Annotated in this window: 17 protein-coding genes; 9 read left to right on the top strand and 8 right to left on the bottom strand. The window is 62.2% G+C overall.

What is annotated here, in order from left to right:
- Window positions 1–4: 4 nt before the first annotated feature.
- On the bottom strand, window positions 5–751 hold the full coding sequence (locus F4Z81_07565; protein MXW04911.1) for a phytanoyl-CoA dioxygenase family protein: 747 nt from the start codon (window positions 749–751) through the stop codon (window positions 5–7).
- Entirely contained in the window at window positions 751–1,605 is an 855-nt protein-coding gene (locus F4Z81_07560; GenBank protein ID MXW04910.1) for a dienelactone hydrolase family protein, read from the bottom strand. Before F4Z81_07560 ends, F4Z81_07565 begins: the two co-directional genes overlap by 1 nt.
- 196 nt (window positions 1,606–1,801) lie before the next feature.
- On the opposite strand from F4Z81_07560, the gene F4Z81_07555 reads away from it, so the two are divergent.
- A complete protein-coding gene (locus F4Z81_07555; protein ID MXW04909.1) occupies window positions 1,802–2,557 on the top strand; it encodes a hypothetical protein in 756 nt (251 codons plus the stop codon).
- A gap of 66 nt (window positions 2,558–2,623) precedes the next feature.
- On the opposite strand, the gene hisD is transcribed toward F4Z81_07555, so the two are convergent.
- From hisD to F4Z81_07540, 3 genes are read right to left on the bottom strand one after another with little or no spacing between them, the layout of a single operon-like run.
- Window positions 2,624–3,961 (bottom strand): histidinol dehydrogenase, encoded by a 1,338-nt coding sequence (gene hisD / locus F4Z81_07550; protein ID MXW04908.1) that lies wholly within the window; start codon window positions 3,959–3,961, stop codon window positions 2,624–2,626.
- Window positions 3,962–3,986: 25 nt separating this feature from the next.
- The gene (locus F4Z81_07545) at window positions 3,987–5,039 is read right to left on the bottom strand and encodes a DUF1611 domain-containing protein (GenBank protein ID MXW04907.1); all 1,053 of its coding nucleotides are present in this window, start codon (window positions 5,037–5,039) and stop codon (window positions 3,987–3,989) included.
- 14 nt (window positions 5,040–5,053) lie between these two features.
- Complete coding sequence (locus F4Z81_07540; protein ID MXW04906.1) at window positions 5,054–6,085, bottom strand: dehydrogenase; 1,032 nt, start codon at window positions 6,083–6,085, stop codon at window positions 5,054–5,056.
- Between the two features lie 244 nt (window positions 6,086–6,329).
- Between F4Z81_07540 and F4Z81_07535 the strand changes: the two genes are divergently transcribed.
- The 4 genes from F4Z81_07535 to F4Z81_07520 all read left to right on the top strand — a co-directional run bounded on the left by F4Z81_07535 (window position 6,330) and on the right by F4Z81_07520 (window position 11,464).
- Window positions 6,330–7,814: a sulfatase-like hydrolase/transferase gene (locus F4Z81_07535; protein MXW04905.1), complete on the top strand. Its 1,485-nt coding sequence runs from the start codon at window positions 6,330–6,332 to the stop codon at window positions 7,812–7,814.
- An 11-nt stretch (window positions 7,815–7,825) separates the two neighbouring features.
- Window positions 7,826–8,587: a sugar phosphate isomerase/epimerase gene (locus F4Z81_07530; protein ID MXW04904.1), complete on the top strand. Its 762-nt coding sequence runs from the start codon at window positions 7,826–7,828 to the stop codon at window positions 8,585–8,587.
- Window positions 8,588–8,680: 93 nt separating this feature from the next.
- Window positions 8,681–9,457 (top strand): SDR family oxidoreductase, encoded by a 777-nt coding sequence (locus F4Z81_07525; GenBank protein MXW04903.1) that lies wholly within the window; start codon window positions 8,681–8,683, stop codon window positions 9,455–9,457.
- 57 nt (window positions 9,458–9,514) lie between these two features.
- Window positions 9,515–11,464, top strand: coding sequence for a hypothetical protein (locus F4Z81_07520; GenBank protein MXW04902.1), 1,950 nt, complete (start codon window positions 9,515–9,517; stop codon window positions 11,462–11,464).
- Between the two features lie 6 nt (window positions 11,465–11,470).
- Here F4Z81_07520 and F4Z81_07515 read toward each other — a convergent pair whose 3' ends face one another.
- On the bottom strand, window positions 11,471–13,429 hold the full coding sequence (locus F4Z81_07515; protein ID MXW04901.1) for a hypothetical protein: 1,959 nt from the start codon (window positions 13,427–13,429) through the stop codon (window positions 11,471–11,473).
- 280 nt (window positions 13,430–13,709) lie between these two features.
- On the opposite strand from F4Z81_07515, the gene F4Z81_07510 reads away from it, so the two are divergent.
- The 3 genes from F4Z81_07510 to F4Z81_07500 are packed head-to-tail and all read left to right on the top strand — an operon-like array spanning window position 13,710 to window position 17,088.
- Window positions 13,710–14,513: a succinate dehydrogenase gene (locus F4Z81_07510; GenBank protein MXW04900.1), complete on the top strand. Its 804-nt coding sequence runs from the start codon at window positions 13,710–13,712 to the stop codon at window positions 14,511–14,513.
- Window positions 14,513–16,327: a fumarate reductase/succinate dehydrogenase flavoprotein subunit gene (locus F4Z81_07505; GenBank protein ID MXW04899.1), complete on the top strand. Its 1,815-nt coding sequence runs from the start codon at window positions 14,513–14,515 to the stop codon at window positions 16,325–16,327. Before F4Z81_07510 ends, F4Z81_07505 begins: the two co-directional genes overlap by 1 nt.
- Window positions 16,327–17,088, top strand: a complete 762-nt coding sequence (locus tag F4Z81_07500; GenBank protein ID MXW04898.1) for a succinate dehydrogenase/fumarate reductase iron-sulfur subunit — start codon at window positions 16,327–16,329, stop codon at window positions 17,086–17,088. Before F4Z81_07505 ends, F4Z81_07500 begins: the two co-directional genes overlap by 1 nt.
- A gap of 46 nt (window positions 17,089–17,134) precedes the next feature.
- Here the strand turns inward: F4Z81_07500 and F4Z81_07495 are convergent, their stop codons facing one another.
- Window positions 17,135–17,332: a hypothetical protein gene (locus tag F4Z81_07495; GenBank protein ID MXW04897.1), complete on the bottom strand. Its 198-nt coding sequence runs from the start codon at window positions 17,330–17,332 to the stop codon at window positions 17,135–17,137.
- Between the two features lie 185 nt (window positions 17,333–17,517).
- On the bottom strand, window positions 17,518–18,309 hold the full coding sequence (locus F4Z81_07490; GenBank protein MXW04896.1) for a glucose 1-dehydrogenase: 792 nt from the start codon (window positions 18,307–18,309) through the stop codon (window positions 17,518–17,520).
- 171 nt (window positions 18,310–18,480) lie between these two features.
- Here F4Z81_07490 and F4Z81_07485 point away from each other — a divergent pair, with 171 nt between their 5' ends.
- Window positions 18,481–19,605 (top strand): HNH endonuclease, encoded by a 1,125-nt coding sequence (locus F4Z81_07485; protein MXW04895.1) that lies wholly within the window; start codon window positions 18,481–18,483, stop codon window positions 19,603–19,605.
- The last annotated feature ends 11 nt before the right edge of the window (window positions 19,606–19,616 follow it).

The raw sequence follows: 19,616 nt of genomic DNA, 5'->3' as shown, positions 1-19,616 counted from the left end.
TCTTTTAAAGCAGATGATCGTCTGCCGCATGACGGGCGCCGACGCCCTTATGCATGCGTAAAAGCTGCTTCTGCCGGGGCGAAAGCTCCGCAAACCACTCGTCCCGGAAACCGTCGTGGGGATCGAGCTGGAAGAGGAGCATGGACTTGCGGTAATGCCCGAACAGGGCGTGCCGGTTTCGGTCGGTGGTATTCGCGCCGCCGCCGTGCCAGCACTGGCCGTTGAAGATCAGCACGCTGCCCGCGGTAGCCTCGGGCTGGTAGACGTGCGGAACCTCCATGCCCTCCGGCGGACCGGCCCACCCGCTCTTGTGCGAACCGGGGACGATCCGGGTACCGCCGATCGCCTCATCGAAATCGTCCAGCATCCAGATGGTGTTCATCATCACGGGGGAAACCGGGTTTAGCATGTGCTGCGGTATGTCGCTGTGGAAGTCCTGGTAGCCGTCCCCCGGCCGAACGATGCGGGAGCTCAGGCTGCCCAGCACGAGGGTTTTGTCCAGCATCCGTTCCAGGACGGGCAGGACGACGGGGTGATCGATGACCTGGAGGAACACCGGGTCCAGGGTAGGCAGGTTCCGTACCAGCAGCGACGTGCCTCCGCGGTTCTCGTAACCGGCCTCGCCGTGCGCTTCGGCGACGCGGATCAACGCGTTGCGCAGGATGTCTACCTGGGAAACCGACAGTACCTCGGGCAACAGGGTGAAGCCAAAGGTGTCGATTTCGGCGAGAGCCTGTTCGAACGAATCCATCAATCGCTTCCGATGGTGCGCTTGAGATAGGCCTTCAGCCGCTCCCAGGCGTCCAGCGCGGGTTCCTCGTTCTTCGGATCGCGCTCCACGTACAGCCAGAACCCGTGGTTGACGTCGTCGTAGATGTGCACGTCGTTCTCCACGCCGGCCTCACGAAGCGCGGCCACAAAGCGTTCTACCTGTTCGGGAGAGGGACCGCGGTCGAGTCCGGCGAAGGTGCCGTAAATCTCGTGGTGTATGGCGCTGAGTCTTTCGGGATCGTCGAGCAGGCGCCCGTAGAAGATGGCGGTGGCGTCATGGTTCTCGCCGCCCAGGGCGTAGCTCAGGGCGACTCCGCCGCCGTAGCACCAGCCCATGGCCCCGATCTTGCCGTTTACGTCCTGCCGCGATCTCAGGTAGGCCGCCGCCGCGTCCAGGTTGCGGATGATCTTGTCCATGTCGTCCAGCGTTTCCCGCACGAGCGCCATGTTCTCGTCGCGGTTGCTACCCGTCCGGCCCGAATACAGGTCGGCCGCCAGGGCTACGTAGCCCTCCGCGGCCAGCGCGTCGGCCACCTGCCTGACACGGTCCACCAGGCCGTTCCATTCGTGGATCAGGATGACGGCGCCCCGGGGACCCGGCCCTTCCGGTTCGGCGAGATAACCCCTGGTCGCCTGGTCTTCATCGAAATAAGCCAGGTCGCCGCCGCGGGGTGCGCCGGCCTTGCCGATAATGGCTTCGGGGATCTCGCTCTCGGACGTCGGCGCGTACGGTATCTGCTGCCCGTGGATCGCCAGCGCCGCAACGGCGAGAATGATGAAAGCAGTGAACGTAACGGGCATCGCATATCGCCTGCCGTATGGTTTTTCGGCCATGATGTCTACCCCTCTTTCAAACCGGGAGGCCCTGCTTCGAGACGACGGATCGAAAGCTCCGCGGGCAATTACTGTTTTCCATGCACGACGGGTTTCAATATACTTATCAAAACGTAGTGAATCAATCGTGAAATCCTATGTGATGTCCATTGTGAAGGCCACCTTTCTTATCGCATGATGGCCCGCGGGAGAACCCATGAAAAACAAGCTGAAAGAGAAGCTGCGCAACGGCGAAGTGACCTACGGCATTTCCGTCGGCACCGCAAATAACGACATCGTGGAGCTGGCGTCGAACCTGGCCTTCGACTGGATCTGGTTCGATGGCGAACACGGCCCGTTGAATGCCGAGATCCTTCATCCCATGATCCAGGCGACACGGGGCCGGGACGTCACCCCGCTCGTCCGCGTGCCCTGGAACGACATGGTGCATATCAAGAAGGCGCTGGACATCGGGGCGGAAGGCCTGATCATCCCCTGGGTCAACAACCGGGAGCAGGCGGAGTACGCCGTCCGCGCGGCCAAGTATCCGCCCATGGGCATCCGCGGGATGGGCGCCCGCTTCCTCAATACCGCCGGTCTGGACCTGGCCGAATACCTCCGGACCGCCAACGAAGAAACCTTCATCATGGTCCAGATCGAAACCGTCGAGGCCGTGGAGAACCTTGAAGACATACTCACCACACCCGGTGTCGACGCTTTCCTGGTCGGACCGAACGACCTCGCGGCCTCCCATGGCTACGTGGGCCAGCCGACGCACCCGGAGATGGAGAAGATCATCAAGGGAATCATGGACCGGGGAAAGGAACTCGGCGTGCCCGGTGGATTCGCGTTCATCTCGATGGAAGCCAACCGGAAGCGTATTGCGGAGGGATTCCAGTGGATCACTCTCGGAAGCGATATGGGGTTCCTGGCCCAGGCTGCCCGGGCAGCGCTTGCCGAAGTGGGCAGGTAGGCTTTCGGGTCGGCCCGCCGGCGAGGATCGGTCCGCTGGCGAGGATCGGCCGACCGGGCGGGCCGATTAGTCCTCGTTCCGGTCTTTCGAAAGCCGACGTCGAATGGCCATGGCGTGTGCCGACAGGCCTTCGGCCTCTGCAAGCCGGATCGCGGCCGGTCCCAACCGTTTCTCAGCCTTTTCGTTGACCGCGAACAGGCTGGTGATCTTCAGGAAATCGCGAACGCTCAAGGGAGAATGGAACCGGGCGCTGCCTCCGGTGGGCATGATGTGACTGGGGCCGGTAACGTAGTCGCCCAGGGCCTCGGAGGAATGTTCTCCCACGAAGATCCCCCCGGCGTTTTGAATGCCGTCCACCAGCGGCCAGGGATCCGCCAACAGCAGGCACAGGTGCTCCGGTGCGTAGCTGTTAGCCAGTTCGGCCGCCGCTGCAAGGTCCGATACGAGCACGATCCCTCCGTGCTGTGCCAGGGATGAACGGATGGTATCCGCCCGGTCCAGCTCGGTCAGCTGGTCCTCCACGGCCTGCTGCACCGACAGGGCCAACGTGGAGGACGGCGTGATCAATATGGCGCTCGCCATCGTATCGTGCTCGGCCTGCGCCAGCAGGTCGGCCGCCGCGAGGTCCGGTCTGGCCGTCTCGTCGGCGATGAGCAGGGTCTCGGTGGGGCCGGCGAGTTGGTCGATATCCACGATCCCGTACACCAGGCGCTTGGCCAGGGTCACGAAGACGTTTCCCGGACCCACGATCTTGTCGACACGGGGAACGGTCGCGGTGCCATGGGCCATCGCCGCGATCGCCTGGGCGCCGCCGATGCGGTAGACCTTGTCCGAGCCTGCCACGGAAGCCGCGGCCAGCACGGCGGGCGGCACTGCGCCGTCCCTGCCGGGCGGCGTAACCACGACGACTTCCCGGACGCCCGCGACCCGGGCCGGGATCACGGCCATCAGCAGCGAGGAAGGATAGGCCGCGCCTCCTCCGGGTACGTAAACGCCCACCCGGTCCAGCGGCCGGACGATCTGGCCGGTACCGCCCTCTTCGTCCCAGTGCGTCCAGGACCCGCCCGGCTGCCGCGCGTGGAAAGTCCGTATGCGGCCGGCCGCGGTCTCCAGGGCATCGCGCAACCCGGATGGCAGCGATGCGGCCGCCTCGTCGATTTCGGACCGGGTAACCTCGAAGGCCTCCAGCGCGTTTCCGTCCAGCAGGCGGGCGTATCTCCTGATCGCATCATCCCCGTTTTCTTTGACGTCGTCGATGATCCTGGCTACCGCTTGTTCCGTCGTCAGGGGCTCGCCGAACATCTCCCTGTTCCGTGCTTCGATTTCCGGCGAGTGCATGGCCTCGTTCAGCGGACGACGCCGCAGGATGCTCGATCCGGCTTCTTCGGCGGACAGTATCCGGATGTTCATCTTCCCCTCACTGGTGTGGTCATGAGGTATTCCTCGTCCCCGGCTTCAGCGGTGCAAGCGCTTCGACTATGGGACCGCAACCGAATTTCACACAGTCCGTCGCCGGTAGCCCGGTCTCCCCTTCGACCCGGTCCACCTCCCGCCTTGCATCGTCCATGGACATGCCGAAGCAGTTGAGCGATACGGCCACGACCCGACAGGGGAACAGAGGCCTGGCAATGGACTCGTGGGCCGTAATCAGTTCCGTATAGGATGGCACGGCCACGGGGAGGTTGCGCATCACGTCCCTCCCCGGCTGGTGGCACAGTACCAGGGCCTGCGGCGCCGCGCCGTGGAGCAGACCGAGCGATACGCCCGAATAGGAAGGATGCAGAATCGTGCCCTGCCCTTCGATGACCAGCAGTTCACGGTGCTTGTGTTCCAGCACGAGTCTTTCCGCCGCGCCAGATATGTAGTCCGCCGCCACGGTATCCACCGCGATGCCCGATCCGGCGATCATGATGCCGGTCTGCCCGGTGGCCACGAACTCGCTGTCCCAGCCTGCCTCGCGGGCCGCGCGGTCGATTTCGATCGCGGCGATCTTCTTGCCGATGCTGGAATCGGCGCCGACGGTCAGTACACGCAAGTTGGGGAGGCCGTGGACCCGATGCCGCCCGATGTCCAGGTCCCCGGGCGGCTGCCGCACGTCCCAAAGCCGCACGCCTTTTCGCCCGGCATGCCGGGCAAACGCCTCGTCTTCGTTGAGAAAAGTGTGGAGCCCGTTCACCACCTCGAGCCCGTGCTCGATGGCCTCGTGGATGACTTCCCGCCAGGCGTCGGGCAAAACGCCCCCGGGCGTCGCGATGCCGATGACCAGCGAGGTCGGTTCGAAGGCCATCGCTTCCTGAAGCGTCGCCACGATCGGGATGCCCGTACCCACCTCGAGCACGTCTTCCAGCCGCTTGCCGGCGTGCACGCTGTCGAGCACCGCCACGGTCTCGTCCGACTTATAGCGGACCAGCGACGCGGCCGTCTTGGAGGAGAACGTGCCCAGTTGGCCCTCGGTGAGGATTACCATTCGCCTGGTTTGCATATATCCTTCGATCCTCAACTGAACGAAACAACTCTGCCGGTTTCCAGGGATTCCTCGGCAGCGTCCAGTACCTTCATGAGCTCCAGCATCTCAAGAGGCTGGACGGCCAATTCGGCGCCTTCGCTCAGCACGGCCGCGATGTTCCGGTAGTAGTCCACCCAACTGCCTTTCACCGGATCCAGGATCGTTTCCTCCGCCTCCCCGTCCCGTTCCGCTACCACCCGTACACGGTCTTCGGGTGCCTCCACCGCATCCTCGATCCTGCCCTTCTTCATCCAATCCTCCTGCGGATCGAGTCCCGTCTTTACCAGGGATCCCCGAGTGCCCAGCACGTACCAGTGGGGCTTGGATATATGCGAAAGATTGCTGATTTCCATCCGGTATTCGGCACCTGATTCGAAATACAGCGTGCAGGTGACATGATCTTCTATGTCGCCTTTCCACAGGCGTTTGTGGCCGTTGCAGAGGACCGATGAGGGACGGCCGGCCAGCAGCTGCAGCCCCTGGTCGACCAGGTGCGCGCCCCAGTCGAAAAGCAGGCCGCCGCTGTCCGCCCGGCTCGTCCGCCAGCCCCTGGAGGCCCGAAACCGGTGCACCGCCCTTTCGACCAGGAAGGGATCACCAAGCAGGCCATCCTCTATCGCCTTGCGCACCGTCAGATATCCCCAGTCCCAGCGGCGGTTGTGGAAGACGCTCAGCATGACCCCGCGCCGCCGGCTGACCGCGATCATCTCCTCGGCTTCGGCGGCCGACATGCACATGACCTTGTCGACGACGACGTGTCTACCGGCCTCCATGGCCTCGATGGCCAGGGATGCATGGGTATGGTGAGGCGTGGCCAGGATGATCAGCTGGATGCCGTCGTCCGCCAGTAGATCGGTCAGCGTCTCATGGGTATCCGCGGACCAGTCCCGACGCGCCTGTGCACGGCGTTCAGGATCTCGGCTGGCCACAGCGGTGAGTTGCAGCCCCTCGGTCCGCGAAACCAGGTAGGCGTGGAATAACCGTCCCGCCAGTCCGTAGCCTACGATGCCCGTTCGTATCATGACGGTACCCCACTCACACGCCCGCGTCCATGCCACGAGGGCTCATACCCCGTTGTCGTCCTCAGTCCCGCCGGCTATGCGGGGGACAATATACGGGATGGGCCGGATGCATGGCAAACGCGAATTGGGGGTTTTATAATGTCCGTGACATTCCACCGGTGACGCGCTAATTTGCCGTTTCAACCATCTTCAACCCGCACCTCCCGATCTCTTTCCGGGGAACCACCCGATCCTGAGGCCATCCATGGCATCATCACGACCGAATGTGCTCTGCATCCTCACCGACGACCAGGGCGTCTGGGCGGCGGGCTGTTACGGCAACGGGGAAATCCGCACGCCGCACATCGACCGGATCGCGGAGACCGGGGTTCGCCTCGATCGGTTCTTCGTGGCCACGCCCGTCTGCTCCCCCAGCCGCGCGACGCTGCTGACCGGGCGGATCCCCTCCCAGCATGGCGTGCACGACTGGATCAGGGGAGGCAATGTGGGCGAGGGCGCGGCTTCCTACCTCGAGGGAGAAACGGCGTATACCGATGTGCTCGCGGCCCACGGCTGGCGATGCGGCCTCAGCGGCAAGTGGCACCTGGGCAACAGCACCCTGCCCCAGCACGGGTTCTCCCACTGGTTCACCCACCAGTTCGGCGGCGGTCCGTACAATGATGCGCCTATGGTCCGGAACGGCGTCCCGGTCACTGAACCGGGATACGTTACGAACGTCATCACCGAAGATGCGCTGGCCTTCATCGACCGCCACGCCAACCAGGATGATCCGTTCTACCTGGGCGTCCACTACACCGCGCCCCACAGTCCGTGGAGCGGCCATCCGCAGGATATCGTCGATTCCTACGACGACTGCCCCTTCGACTCCTGCCCCCAGGAGCCCGTCCACCCCTGGGCCATCGGCCTGACCCGCGAGTGCATGGGTGACCGGGAAAGCCTGAAGGGCTATTTCGCGGCCGTCACGGCCATGGACCTCGACGTCGGCAGGTTGCTGGACCGGCTCGATCATCACGGCATCCGCGAAGACACCCTGGTGGTCTTCCTGAGTGACAACGGTTTCAGCCTGGGACACCACGGATTCTGGGGCAAGGGCAACGGAACCAGCCCGTTGAATATGTACGAAAATTCCATCCTGGTGCCAGCGCTCGTCAGCCAGCCTGGGCGACTGCCCGAAGGCGCCGTGCAGCAGGCGATGATCAGCGCCTACGATTTCATGCCCACGCTCCTGTCCTATCTGGATCTGCCCGTTCCCTGGGACCGCAACCTGCCCGGGCGAAACGCCGTGGACGCCTGGATGTGCCGGTCAGCTTGGCCAGTTCGGGCGGCCTCGTCCGGTTCCGGCCGGGACGACCGGGCCGCTCCGATGAACCGGGACGACCGGGCGGCTTCGTCCGATGCCGGCCGGGACCACGTCGTGGTATTCGACGAATACGGAGGCACGCGCATGATCCGCACCGAATCGTGGAAATACGTGCACCGGTATCCCTACGGACCAGACGAACTGTACGACCTGGAAAACGATCCCGACGAACGGGCGAATCTCGCGGACGATGCCGGTTACGCCGGCAGGCGCCGGTCACTGCGCGGCGAGCTGGAGGGCTGGTTCGAACGCTATGCCGACCCGGACCAGGACGGCCGGGCCAGGCCGGTCTCCGGCGCCGGCCAGCTAAGGCCCATCGGCGGCGCATGGGATGACGACTCGCCGGCTTTCGAACAACTGAAATCGTGAAGGAGACCTCGATGGCTGCAAGCAAAATCGCCGTTACGCTCTATACGTTGCGCGACTTCGTGCAGACGCCGGCCGACATCGCGGACACCCTGAAGAAAGTCAAGTCCATCGGCTATGATCATATTCAGCTTTCGGCCCTCGGTCCCGTCGACCCCGCGGAGCTTGGCAGCATGATCAGGGACGCCGGCCTGCACGTCTGCGCCACGCACGTGCCCTTCGAACGGCTGCAGGATGAGCCGAACAAAGTGATCGAGGAGCACCGCCTCTGGGGTTGCGAGCATATTGCCGTCGGGTCCATGCCGCGGTCCTACTGGGACGATCCGGACGGGTTCTCCCGGTTCGCGGCGGACGCGTCGGCCGTGGCGCTCAGGTTGAAGAAAGCCGGCATGTCCTTCAGCTACCACAATCACCATACGGAACTCGTGCGCGTAGGCGGACGGACGGGCCTGGCCATCCTGGTGGAAGACAGCGACCCCGCCCTGTGCTTCGAGATCGACACCTACTGGATCCAGTACGGCGGGGGCGATCCGATCCACTGGATTGAACGGGTAAGCAACCGGTGCCCGGTCATCCACTTCAAGGACCTGGGCGTGTCGGGCAGGGAACAGATGATGGCCGAGATCGGCGAGGGGAACATGAACTGGCCCGGTATCGTCGCCGCCTGCGAGACCGCCGGAGCCCAGTGGTACGTGGTCGAGCAGGATACCTGCGCCGGCGATCCCTTCGACAGCATCGCCATCAGCTTCCGCAACATGACCGCCATGGGACTTTGATCCAGCTTCCGATCGTTCGGCCGCCCGGGATCGGCCAGCCGCCCGGGATTTACGCGCCACGATCACCACACATTTCGACTTGAGGGTACCATGATCGACCTTTCAGGCAAAACGGCGCTGATCAGCGGTTCCTCCCGCGGGATCGGCAAAGGCATCGCACTGGAAATGGCCCGCTCCGGTGCGGACGTGGCCGTCAACTACTTCCGCCACCGGGAGGACGGCGAGGAAGTCGCGGACAAAATCCGGGCCATGGGGCGGCGTGCGGTCGTCATTGGCGCGGACGCTTCGGACCGGTCCGCGGTGGACGAGATGGTGGAACAGACAGCCGAGGAACTCGGCGGACCCGATATCGTCGTGGCCAATGCCTACTATTCGACGCGGGAGCCCTTTCTCGAGATGGACGTGGATGAACTGCGGAAAACCTACGATGTCAGCCTCTTCGGCGCGTTTCACGTGGCTCAGTCCGGCGCTCGGAAGATGGTGGCCGGAGGGAAGGGCGGCAGCATCCTCTTCATCAGTTCGGTCATGTCCTTCCTGCCTTTCCCCACTTCGCTCGCCTACTCTTCGGCCAAGGCCGGCATGAACCACATGGCGGCCATCATCGCCCTGGAACTGCTGGAGCACCGCATCCGCGTGAACGTGATCGAACCCGGGTGGACCGACACGCCGGGCGAGCGGCAGTACTCCACGGAGCAGGAACTCGAGGAAGGCGGCAGGCGGCTTCCCTGGGGCCGGATGGGCACGATCGAGGACCTGGGCAAGGCCGCCACTTTTCTTAGTTCCGACGCCGCAGACTACATCACCGGGGAAGTCCTGCGCGTAGATGGTGGATTCTGGCTCAAGCGCGGCACGGCCTCCATCAAGGAGTGACTTCCGGCGCGAGCGGGCGCGATCAGACGAGACCGGCCCGGCCGGGCTTGACCAGGCATGACCAAGCTGACCACGAAACCCATATCCCTTAAAACCGCCGGCCTGGGTCTGGCCTTCGCCTGTTTCGTCGCTTTCTGGGGACAGCACGCTTCGGCGCAGCTGAGCTACAATTACCTGACCTTCCCCCAGATGCCGCTGTGCCTGGTCGTTCCCTTCGTCTTCCTGGTCCTTCTTCCGAACGTACTGATCCGCGCCATAAACCGGGACGCCGCGCTCACGAGGCCGGAACTCCTGGTCATCTTCGCCATGGGACTGATCGCGGCCATGGTGCCCGACTGGGGGATGGTCCGCTATCTCATCAGCGTCATCACCGCGCCGCACTACTTCGCCAGTCCGGAGAACCAGTGGGAGGCGCACTTCTTCGCCTACCTGCCGGAATGGACGGTCATTCCCAACGACAAGGGACAGGTTTCCGATTTCTTCGCGGGGCGGCCGTCCGGGATGCCGATTCCGTGGCAGGACTGGGTCATCCCGCTCTTCTGGTGGATGTCGGCCCTGGGCGCGCTGCTTTTCATGGGTGCCTGCCTGGTCGTGATCTTCCGGAAGCAGTGGGTGGAACACGAACGGCTTCAGTTTCCCATGGGCGAGGTGGTGCTCCGCCTGCTCGAAACAGATCAAGGCGCGTCCGGGCCGTCCGGGAGGTGGCCGGCCCTCTTCGGTAACCGGCTGTTCCAGGTCGGCTTCGCGGCCGGCCTGGCCGTCATGACCTGGAACATCATCGGCTTCTGGGGTGTGCTGCCCCACATCCCCCTTCCCGGTCCGGTATTCAACGTGGTCATCGACCCGGCCTACCCGCCCATCGCCATCCGGCTCGTGCCCTACGTGCTGTGTTTCGCCTTCTTCGTCAACGTCGAGATCCTCTTCAGCGTCTGGTTCTTCCAGGTGCTGGGCATACTGGAAACCGGTCTGCTCAACCGTTTCGGCGTGGTTTCGCCTGCCGAGACGATCGTGCCCCGCGGCCTGGTGGCCATCCAGTTCTGCGGCGGACTGATCATGTTCGCCCTGATCAGCGTCTGGATGGCCCGGAAACATATCCGAAATGTCCTTCGGAAGTCCCTCGGCAGGGAAAGCGACCTGCGCGACGAGAACGAGATGTTCTCCTACCGCACGGCGGTCATCGGCCTGGTACTGGGCTTGCTCTTCATGACCGCCTGGCTGCACGCCATCGGATTCTCCGTCCCCGTCGCCCTGCTCTTCCTGTTCCTCTTGCTGGTGTTCTATTTCGGCATCGCGCGCATCCTCGCCGAAGCGGGCCTGATCAACCTCGACCTGCCGATCAACGCCCACGCCTTCACGGTGGGAATGGTGGGCTCGGCCAACCTGTCGGGGTCGACCCTGACCGGTCTCGGACTGACCAACGCCTTCGCGCGGAACTGGCGGACTTTTACTATGGTAGGGCTTTCACACGTCGCTTTCTGGCGAAACTACCTCGGGGAGAACCGCGGACGGCTGTTCCTGCTCGTGATGCTCGCGTTCGTCAGCGGGACGGCGATCTCGACGGGATACGTCGTCTATTCCGGTTACGCGGAAGGGGCGGACAACCTGCACATCAATCTGAGGAACACGGGGAACCTGTTCTTCGACCTGGTGGTGAAGTGGATGAAGAACGCCACGCAGGTCACCGCCCTCGAAATCCTGTTTCTCACGGTCGGCATGGCCGTCAGCAGCGTGCTGGCCCTGGGCAGGTACCTCTTCTACTGGTGGCCGCTCAATCCCATCGGGTTCGCCATCGGGGCCTCGGCGCCCATACGGGGGCTTGCCTTCACCCTCTTCGTCGCCTGGCTCGTGCAGGTCATCCTGCTCCGTATCGGCGGCGTCCGGCTGTACCGGAAAGCGCAACCGCTTTTCCTGGGTATCCTCGTCGGTTACGTGGCCGGGGTCCTGGCCGCCTACATCGTCGATACGATTTACTTCCCGGACACGCCGCATATTACCGAGATCTTCTAGACCGCCCTACCAGTTGTGCACGTTGTGTCCCTGGCCCGGGAACCAGATGACATCGACGACCAGGGAGAGGGTCACGCCCGCCGCGTAACCCAGCAGCACGCCGATCACCGCTGGCTGCATCCTCCGGTACATTTCGAAGCCACCCAGGCGCAGCAACAGCACCTTAATCAGCCAGATCGTGAAGATCGACGTGATTTCGAAGTTGATGATGTCCGCGTAGGCTACGACGTAGCCGATGGGATGGAAGGGCCAGCCGGGGAAGCGGTACTGCATGAGCAGGAGACCCGTGGTGATCCCGACGCCCAGGAGCAGGAAATAGATCTCCTCGTAGGACAGGGTGTACGGATTGTTGAACCACGTGGCCAACTGGTCGTAGAACCCCTCGGCCCGGAGCGGCGCGAAATCATGGGCGCCCGTCCCGGATGCCCCGGCGTAGATCGTATAGCCGTTCGTGACGATGAAGGTCAGTACCAGCACCGCGCCCACCGCGGCGAACAGGCCCTTCCTGGACCGGGTAAACCCTTCGGATACCTTCAGGCTGTGTATCAGGGAAGAAAGACCGATGCCCCGGTGGTTGTGAGAGATGGCGTGGGTGAGTCCCAGGGCCGTGAGATTCGAGGGCGAGAGGTTGGTCGATCCGATGACGCCCACCGTCATTTCGTTCGAGTTGACCGGAAGGTCGAGAAAGACCAGACCGGTCTCGGCGACGATGCGGGTGACGCCGATGTACAGCGCCAGGGTGATCGCGAGGAAGAGCACCGCCACGTCGACCGACATGCCCATGCGGTTCAACCAGAACAGCAGGTAGCACAAGCCGCCCGCCAGTCCAAGCAATGCCGTGCGGTAGGACAGCAATTCCATGGAATCGTCGAGTTCCGGCGCACGGCCCAAAGCCTTGCGCCACACGGCCTTCAGGTGATGTCTCCCGATCCACAGGCCCCAGAGCACGAATACCCAGAACCCGCCGAAATGCTGGGTCTTTACGATGAACCCGGAGCCGCCGGCCATACCCGACGCCGATACGCCCAGCTGGTTGAGCAGGCTGATTTCCAGCAACGCGAGGAGGTGGAAGAACCATATGCTGAAGAGCACCTTGAGGTCGGCGAAGTAGGCGAAACACATCATAAAGAGATTGAACTGCACCTGGGTCTCGGGAACGGATTGCGCCAGTTGGATCTGCGTTCGGAAGGGCGCGCCGATGGGTATGGCCGGTACGTAACCGAAATAGGCCAGGCAGTTCCAGGCCAGCAGGGCGAAGGTGAGCGCGAACCCCACCTGGAGGTACCGGTTCGCCATGAACGCCGGCACCAGTCCGCCCCGGGTCGTCCCCGCGATCAGCATCGACGGAATCTGGACCGCGGGGAAGGACAGCCGCTCGTGCTCGACCCACTGCCGCCGGAAAATCACCGCAATACAGGCCATGACCAGGAACAGCGCCGCCAGCATGCACATCCACCAGAAGAGGGGAACGGTCCAGTCGACCCACAGTAGGACGCTCTGGCTGGCGCCTTCGTAGAACCCCGTCGCGGCCCCGAGGTCGTCCCGTACGACCAGCCAGCCCGGAAGATGAGGGAAGAAGGTATCCGCCCACCGGTTCTCCGGTGTGGCGTAGTAGAAGGGCGACGCCAGGATGCCGACGAAGTAGTCTACGAAGGCCTTTCCCGGAATCGTCGAAGAGACCAGGCAGAAGAGGAAGAGCACGGCCAGTTCACCCGCCGTAAACGCCCGTTCGGGCCGCCACCTGCGCAGGGGGATCTGCATGCAGAAGATCACGACGAGAAAGGAAACCAGCGCCGCGATCGAGAGATGGCTCAGGGTGAGCCTCGGGCCGTGCATGACGTAATTGGTGTGGGGCGTCCAGATCGCGATGAACACGGCGAGCGCGCTGCCCAGGATGAGCACCCTGGGGGTCAGGCCGTTCACGGTTTGGTTGAAGGGTGAAACCTGGTTTGAATCGGTCGGCATCTGGGGACGTTGATTCCAAATCTGCGGGGTGAACCGGTACGCATGGCGTGCTGGCACGGCGTCGCGAATAAGGGTTTTCAATATATCCACGCTCCGCCGGTTTCGGCTAATGTTTTATGCGGGAATATGCGGTCCAAAACCGCCGGGATGGGTCTCGTGGCCATGGCACGCAGACCCGTTTTTTTCTATTGCCATGCGGCCGCTCATCATCTAATTTGCGCTAATGTGTTTTATCTGTGAAATCCGGCCGATTCACGATCTGGTTTCAAGAGGATAACCTATGTCGACAACCGGTGTTTCGCTGAAGGCCGGCGGTTTCGGCCAGACGCGCCGCAGAGACGCCTGGTGGGTGCAGCAGTTGGTGACATTGGGCGTATTCTCCGCCTTCGTCGTCTACTCCACGTGGGCGGCCTTCCAGGGCGAGTTCTACGCCTGGGGGCCCTATCTTTCGCCCTTCTATTCACCCGAAATCTTCGGCAGTTCGTCCCATGCCCTGTTCGGTCCCAGGCCCGAATGGTGGCCGGCCATGCTTCCGTTCTCACCGGCCTTCCTGATCCTCTGGGCGCCTGCCGGATTCCGCATCACCTGCTACTACTACCGGGGGGCGTACTACAAGGCCTTCTGGGCCGACCCGCCTTCCTGCAGCGTTTCCGAACCGAGAAAGAAATACCGGGGCGAACAGTCCTTTCCGCTCATACTCCAGAACGTTCACCGGTACTTTCTCTACGCTGTGTTCATCATCTGGATCTTCCTGGCTCACGACGCCTGGAAGGCCCTGTGGTTCACGGACGCGGCGACCGGTGAGACGACCTTCGGCATCGGGATCGGCACCCTGGTGTTGACCCTGAATGTCGTCCTCCTGGGCGGCTACCAGTTCGGCTGCCACTCCCTGCGCCACCTGATCGGCGGCAACCTGGACCTGCTCTCGAAAGCGCCCGTGCGGCACGCGGGTTATAACTGCGTTTCGTGCCTGAACAGAGGACACATGAACTGGGCCTGGCTCAGCCTTGTCTGGGTCGCTTTCGCGGATGTATATGTACGCCTGGTGGCCATGGGCGTGTGGACGGATTGGAGAATCCTCTAATGGCGGAATACCAGCGCCACGAACATGACGTGCTCGTGATCGGCGCCGGCGGCGCAGGACTCCGGGCGGCCATCGAAGCCTCGGCTACCGGTGTATCGGTGGGCCTGGTGTGCAAGTCCCTATTGGGCAAGGCCCATACGGTCATGGCCGAAGGCGGCGTCGCGGCGGCGCTGGCCAATGTGGACGACCGGGACGGCTGGAGCGTACACTTCGCCGACACGATGCGGGGCGGCCAGTACCTGAGCAACTGGCGCATGGCCGAGCTGCACGCCCGGGAGGCGCCGGACCGCGTACGCGAACTGGAAGCCTGGGGCGCCCTTTTCGACCGGACGACCGACGGCCGCATCCTGCAACGCAACTTCGGCGGGCACAAGTACCCCCGTCTCGCCCACGTGGGCGACCGCACCGGTCTGGAGATGATCCGCACCCTCCAGGACTACGGGATCCACCAGGGCATGGAAGTGTACATGGAACACGCCATCGTAGCCCTGTTGAAGGACGGCGACCGGGTCGTGGGTGCCTTCGGCTACGACCGGGAGCGGGGACGGTTCCGGGTGTTCCGCGCAAAAGCGGTCATCCTGGCCACGGGCGGCATCGGCCGGGCCTTCAAGATCACGAGCAACAGCTGGGAATATACGGGGGACGGCCACGGCCTGGCCTACGACGCCGGGGCCGCGCTGCTGGACATGGAATTCGTGCAATTCCACCCGACGGGCATGGTATGGCCGCCGAGCGTGCGGGGCATCCTGGTCACGGAAGGCGTCCGCGGCGAGGGCGGCGTCCTGACGAACAGCGAAGGCAACCGGTTCATGTTCGACGACATCCCCGACCTTTACAAGAACTCGACGGCGGACAACCCCGAAGAGGGCTGGATCTATACGCAGGGAGACAAGGAGGCCCGCCGGCCGCCCGAATTGTTGACGAGAGACCACGTGGCCCGCTGCATCGTACGGGAAATCCGGGAAGGCCGAGGATCGCCCCACGACGGGGTCTACCTCGACATTTCGTGGATCAGGGAGAAACTGGCCAACGCCGAAGAGCATATCAAGCGCAAGCTGCCGAGCATGTACCACCAGTTCAAGCAACTCGCCGACATCGACATCACGAAGGAGGCCATGGAAGTGGGTCCCACGACCCACTACGTGATGGGCGGCGTGCTCGTGGACGCAGACACGCAGATGTCGACCGTGCCCGGTCTCTTTGCCGCCGGAGAATGCGCGGCGGGCCTGCACGGAGCCAACCGGCTGGGAGGCAATTCCCTTTCCGACCTGCTGGTCTTCGGCCAGCGCGCCGGCAAGTACGCCGCGGAGTTCGCGCGGGAGAACGGCAACGGCGCCATCGACGACGGACAGATCGACGCGGCCGTAAGCGAGACCCTGGCTCCCTTCGACCGCGAGCAAAGCGTCGAAAATCCCTTCGAGATTCAGTACGAGTTGCAGGAACGGATGCAGGAACTCGTCGGCATCGTGCGCAACGAGGGCGACATGCAGCGGGCCCTCGAGGTCGTCGACGATCTGCGTCAGAGGGCCGAGAAAGTCTCCGTGGTCGGCAACCGCGAATACAACCCGGGATGGCACACCGCGCTGGACCTGAAGTTCCTGCTGATCGTCTCGGAGGCGGTTGCCCGGGCCGCGCTGGAAAGAAAGGAAAGCCGCGGCGCCCACTTCCGGGAAGACTACGAAGATAAGGTCGAAGCCTTCGGCAGCCTCAACATCACCCAGCATAAAGGCGCCGACGGCGAGATGGTGATCAACCGCGTTCCGGTCACACCGCTCCGGGAGGACCTGGCAGCGATCATCGAGGAGAACAGATAATGGCGACGGCCAACTTCCGTATCTGGCGGGGCGATGGCGAGAGCGGCGGGTTCGAGGACTACTCCACCGAGATCGACGAGGGCATGGTCGTACTGGACGCGGTGCACCAGATCCAGGCGGAGTCGGCCCCCGACCTGGCGGTGCGCTGGAACTGCAAGGCCGGCAAGTGCGGCTCCTGTTCCGCCGAGGTCAACGGCAATCCCAGGCTGATGTGCATGACGCGCATGAGCGACCTGCCCGAGGACGAAACCATCACCATCGAACCGATGAAGGCCTTCCCTACCATCCGGGACCTGGTGACGGATGTATCCTGGAACTTCGAGGCCAAGATGAAGATCAAGCCCTTCAGGCCCCGCAAGCCCGATGCCGAGGACGGCACCTGGCGCATGGACCAGGATGACATCGAGCGGGTTCAGGAGTTCCGCAAGTGCATCGAGTGCTTTCTCTGCCAGGACGTCTGCCATGTGTTGCGGGAACACGACCTGCACGAAGAGTTCATCGGGCCGCGCCTCATGGTGCACAACGCCGCCCTGGAGATGCATCCCCTGGACACCGAGGACCGGCTCGGCGACCTCAAGGAGGACCAGGGCATCGGCTACTGCAACATCACCAAGTGCTGCACCCACGTCTGCCCCGAAGAAATCACCATCACGGACAACGCCATCATTCCCCTGAAGGAACGGGTCGTCGGCGAATTCTACGATCCGCTCAACCGGCTGCTGCGCATCTTCAAGTCGAAGGACAGCAACGAGCCGGCCTAGTTTTACGCCTCGAAGTAATCGATGTACAGGTTATCGGGCCTACGGTCTACTCCGAATCGGTCTTATTGGTACGGCGTAAGGCCATTCCCCTTAGGACGCCCTCCTGTTTTGCCATGCGTTCTCTCAGGTCTGACTGACCCTGCTCCAAAGCGACAAGACGAAGATTAATCTCCCGCTTCGACGCCAGAATAAGTCCGGCCAGGGCAACACCCACACTGATTATCCCAATCAACTCGACGCTCATTTCAAATCCTCCCGGCGTTCAGGTGTGTAAATCATACGGTCGAAACGATCACGACGCTCAGGTCGTGACTTCACGTCCGCATCTGAAACAACTACATCAATTTCAATAGTCGCTGTCATTTGCGGGTTTCTCGTATGAAATAAACAGACCTGATTAGAGATCGAGATTCAGTCTGCGACGCCCACCTAGGCCCACGCTCCCCGGGCCATCAAACCTCCATCCACGTTCACGAACTCACCCGTGATGAAGGAAGCCCGGTCGCTCGCGAGAAAGAGCACCGCGTTGGCGATATCTTCCGGACTGCCCAGGCGGTTCACGGCGTGCCGGGAAGCCATGTCCGTTCGGATTTCACCCTCGTCGCCGCCGATCGAATCGATGGCTTCCTGCAGGAGCGGCGTTTCGATGGTGCCCGGATTGACCGCCACGACGCGGATGTTGTCCTCCGCGTAATCCAGGGCCAGCTGGCGCACCAGCGACAGGTCGCCTCCCTTGCTCGCCGCGTAGGCCGAGATGCCTTTGGCCGACTGCAGACCCTGCACGCTGGCCGTGTTGATGATTACGCCGCCTCCCCGCGCCTTCATCACGGGCACGCAGTACTTCACCATCAGAAACCGGCTCTTGAGGTTCACGTCGATGATTCGGTCCCACTGCTCCTCTGAGAGCTCATGGGCGGGCAGATAGCTCGAGGTGGGCTGGATCCCCACGTTGTTGCACAGGATGTCCACCCCGCTCCAGGAATCCGTCGCTGTCTCCACCAGGGACCGGCACACCTCGCTCGTGGTTACGTCCGCATGGACGTAGCGGATGTTGTCGTTCTCGGCGGCGATTTCAGCGCCGGCGGCATCGTCGATGTCGGCGCAAAGAACATGGGCTCCCTCACCGGCAAAGGCGCGGACGATGCCCCCTCCTATGCCCTTTGCGCCGCCGGTGATGATGACCACTTTCCCTTCGAATGCTGCTTCAGATTTACTCACCATGACCTACCTCCATTCGTGATCCATACCGCATCCCGTTCACGTGTTTCACTCCTTCGGTTACGTAAGGTAACGCGCCTTAGCACAAGGTGAACAGTTTAAAACGTCGTTAACTGTTGGTGAAGTGGAATAAGTACTTGACGGGGTAAAATGTAACGATAGTGTAACTGTTCGATTTGTAAACATGTAGTACAGAGTGTGTACCAATGGCACGGGTTCTCTCAAGCCGCTGGAGGTGTAAAATTGGTGAGAGTATCAGTTTTATCGATTTGTGCGGTAATCCTGGCATGCACTGGTGATTCCAACCCCATAGCCGACTCAGTTACCGTACCCCTGGAACGTACGGTGCAAACCTTACATCCCGTACTTGGCGTCCGTATCGCTGCAGAGGTCGATGACGGTTCCTATGACAGAGATGAATACGATTACCCGAATTCAATTGAGGCTGATATCGTAAATCGACAGGGAGGGTTGTATTCTCCCTACTCGCTCAACTGCTTCGATTCCGCTTCCGAAACGGATATAGAGCATATCGTCGCAACCGCCGAGGCACATGCCAGCGGCATGTATGCCAGGACCGAGGAAGATCGCAGTGCCTACGGCAAGGACCTGGACAACCTCACCCTGGCTGCGCCGAGTGTAAACAGAAACCAGAAATCCGACAAGGATCCGGCAGAATGGATGCCGGATAACAACAGATGCTGGTATGTGGGCAAGTGGGTGGAAATCAAGAAGAAGTACAATTTGACCATGGATCAGGCCGAAGCAGATTCCGTTGTTGCAGTCTATCAGGAATGCGATTCCTTCGAAATGATTGTGCCTGTCTGTGCATCGGGTCTGGCCGAGTCTGACTACTATGATTTCAGATGGAGCAGGTGGAGCGACAGCAAGGAGGAAGTACAATCGACGGAACTCGACACCCTGACATACAGCCAGGTAGATTCCACGCAGGAAACCGGATCGGTCAGGGGAGTGTTGCAGTTCAGTGATGAGATATCCGACACCGTAACCGTATCGTACGTGTTTACGGACAACGCCCTCAGTTCAGGATCGTATGCGTTTGAGACGGATGTGCCATCCAGCAGGCTGGACTCCATTAAAACCGTTCTCGACGAACGTTACGGTGTCAGTGAAGAGTCAGAGGGATATACCGTTTGGAGGCGAAATGAACGCACGTGGGTACGCTTATATGCCGCAACACAAGACGACCCCATGCGAATCGACTATATAGAACGGTCAACAGGCAGCGATTCCAAATATAGCGATCTTCCGTTGCGCGTTGTTATACCTGATATATAGACAGTTAGACT

It is taken from the genome of Gemmatimonadota bacterium (assembly GCA_009835325.1).
Classification (GTDB): domain Bacteria; phylum JAAXHH01; class JAAXHH01; order JAAXHH01; family JAAXHH01; genus JAAXHH01.
Note: the sequence above shows the minus strand (reverse complement) of the source record. Positions and strands in the feature narration are given on the sequence as shown.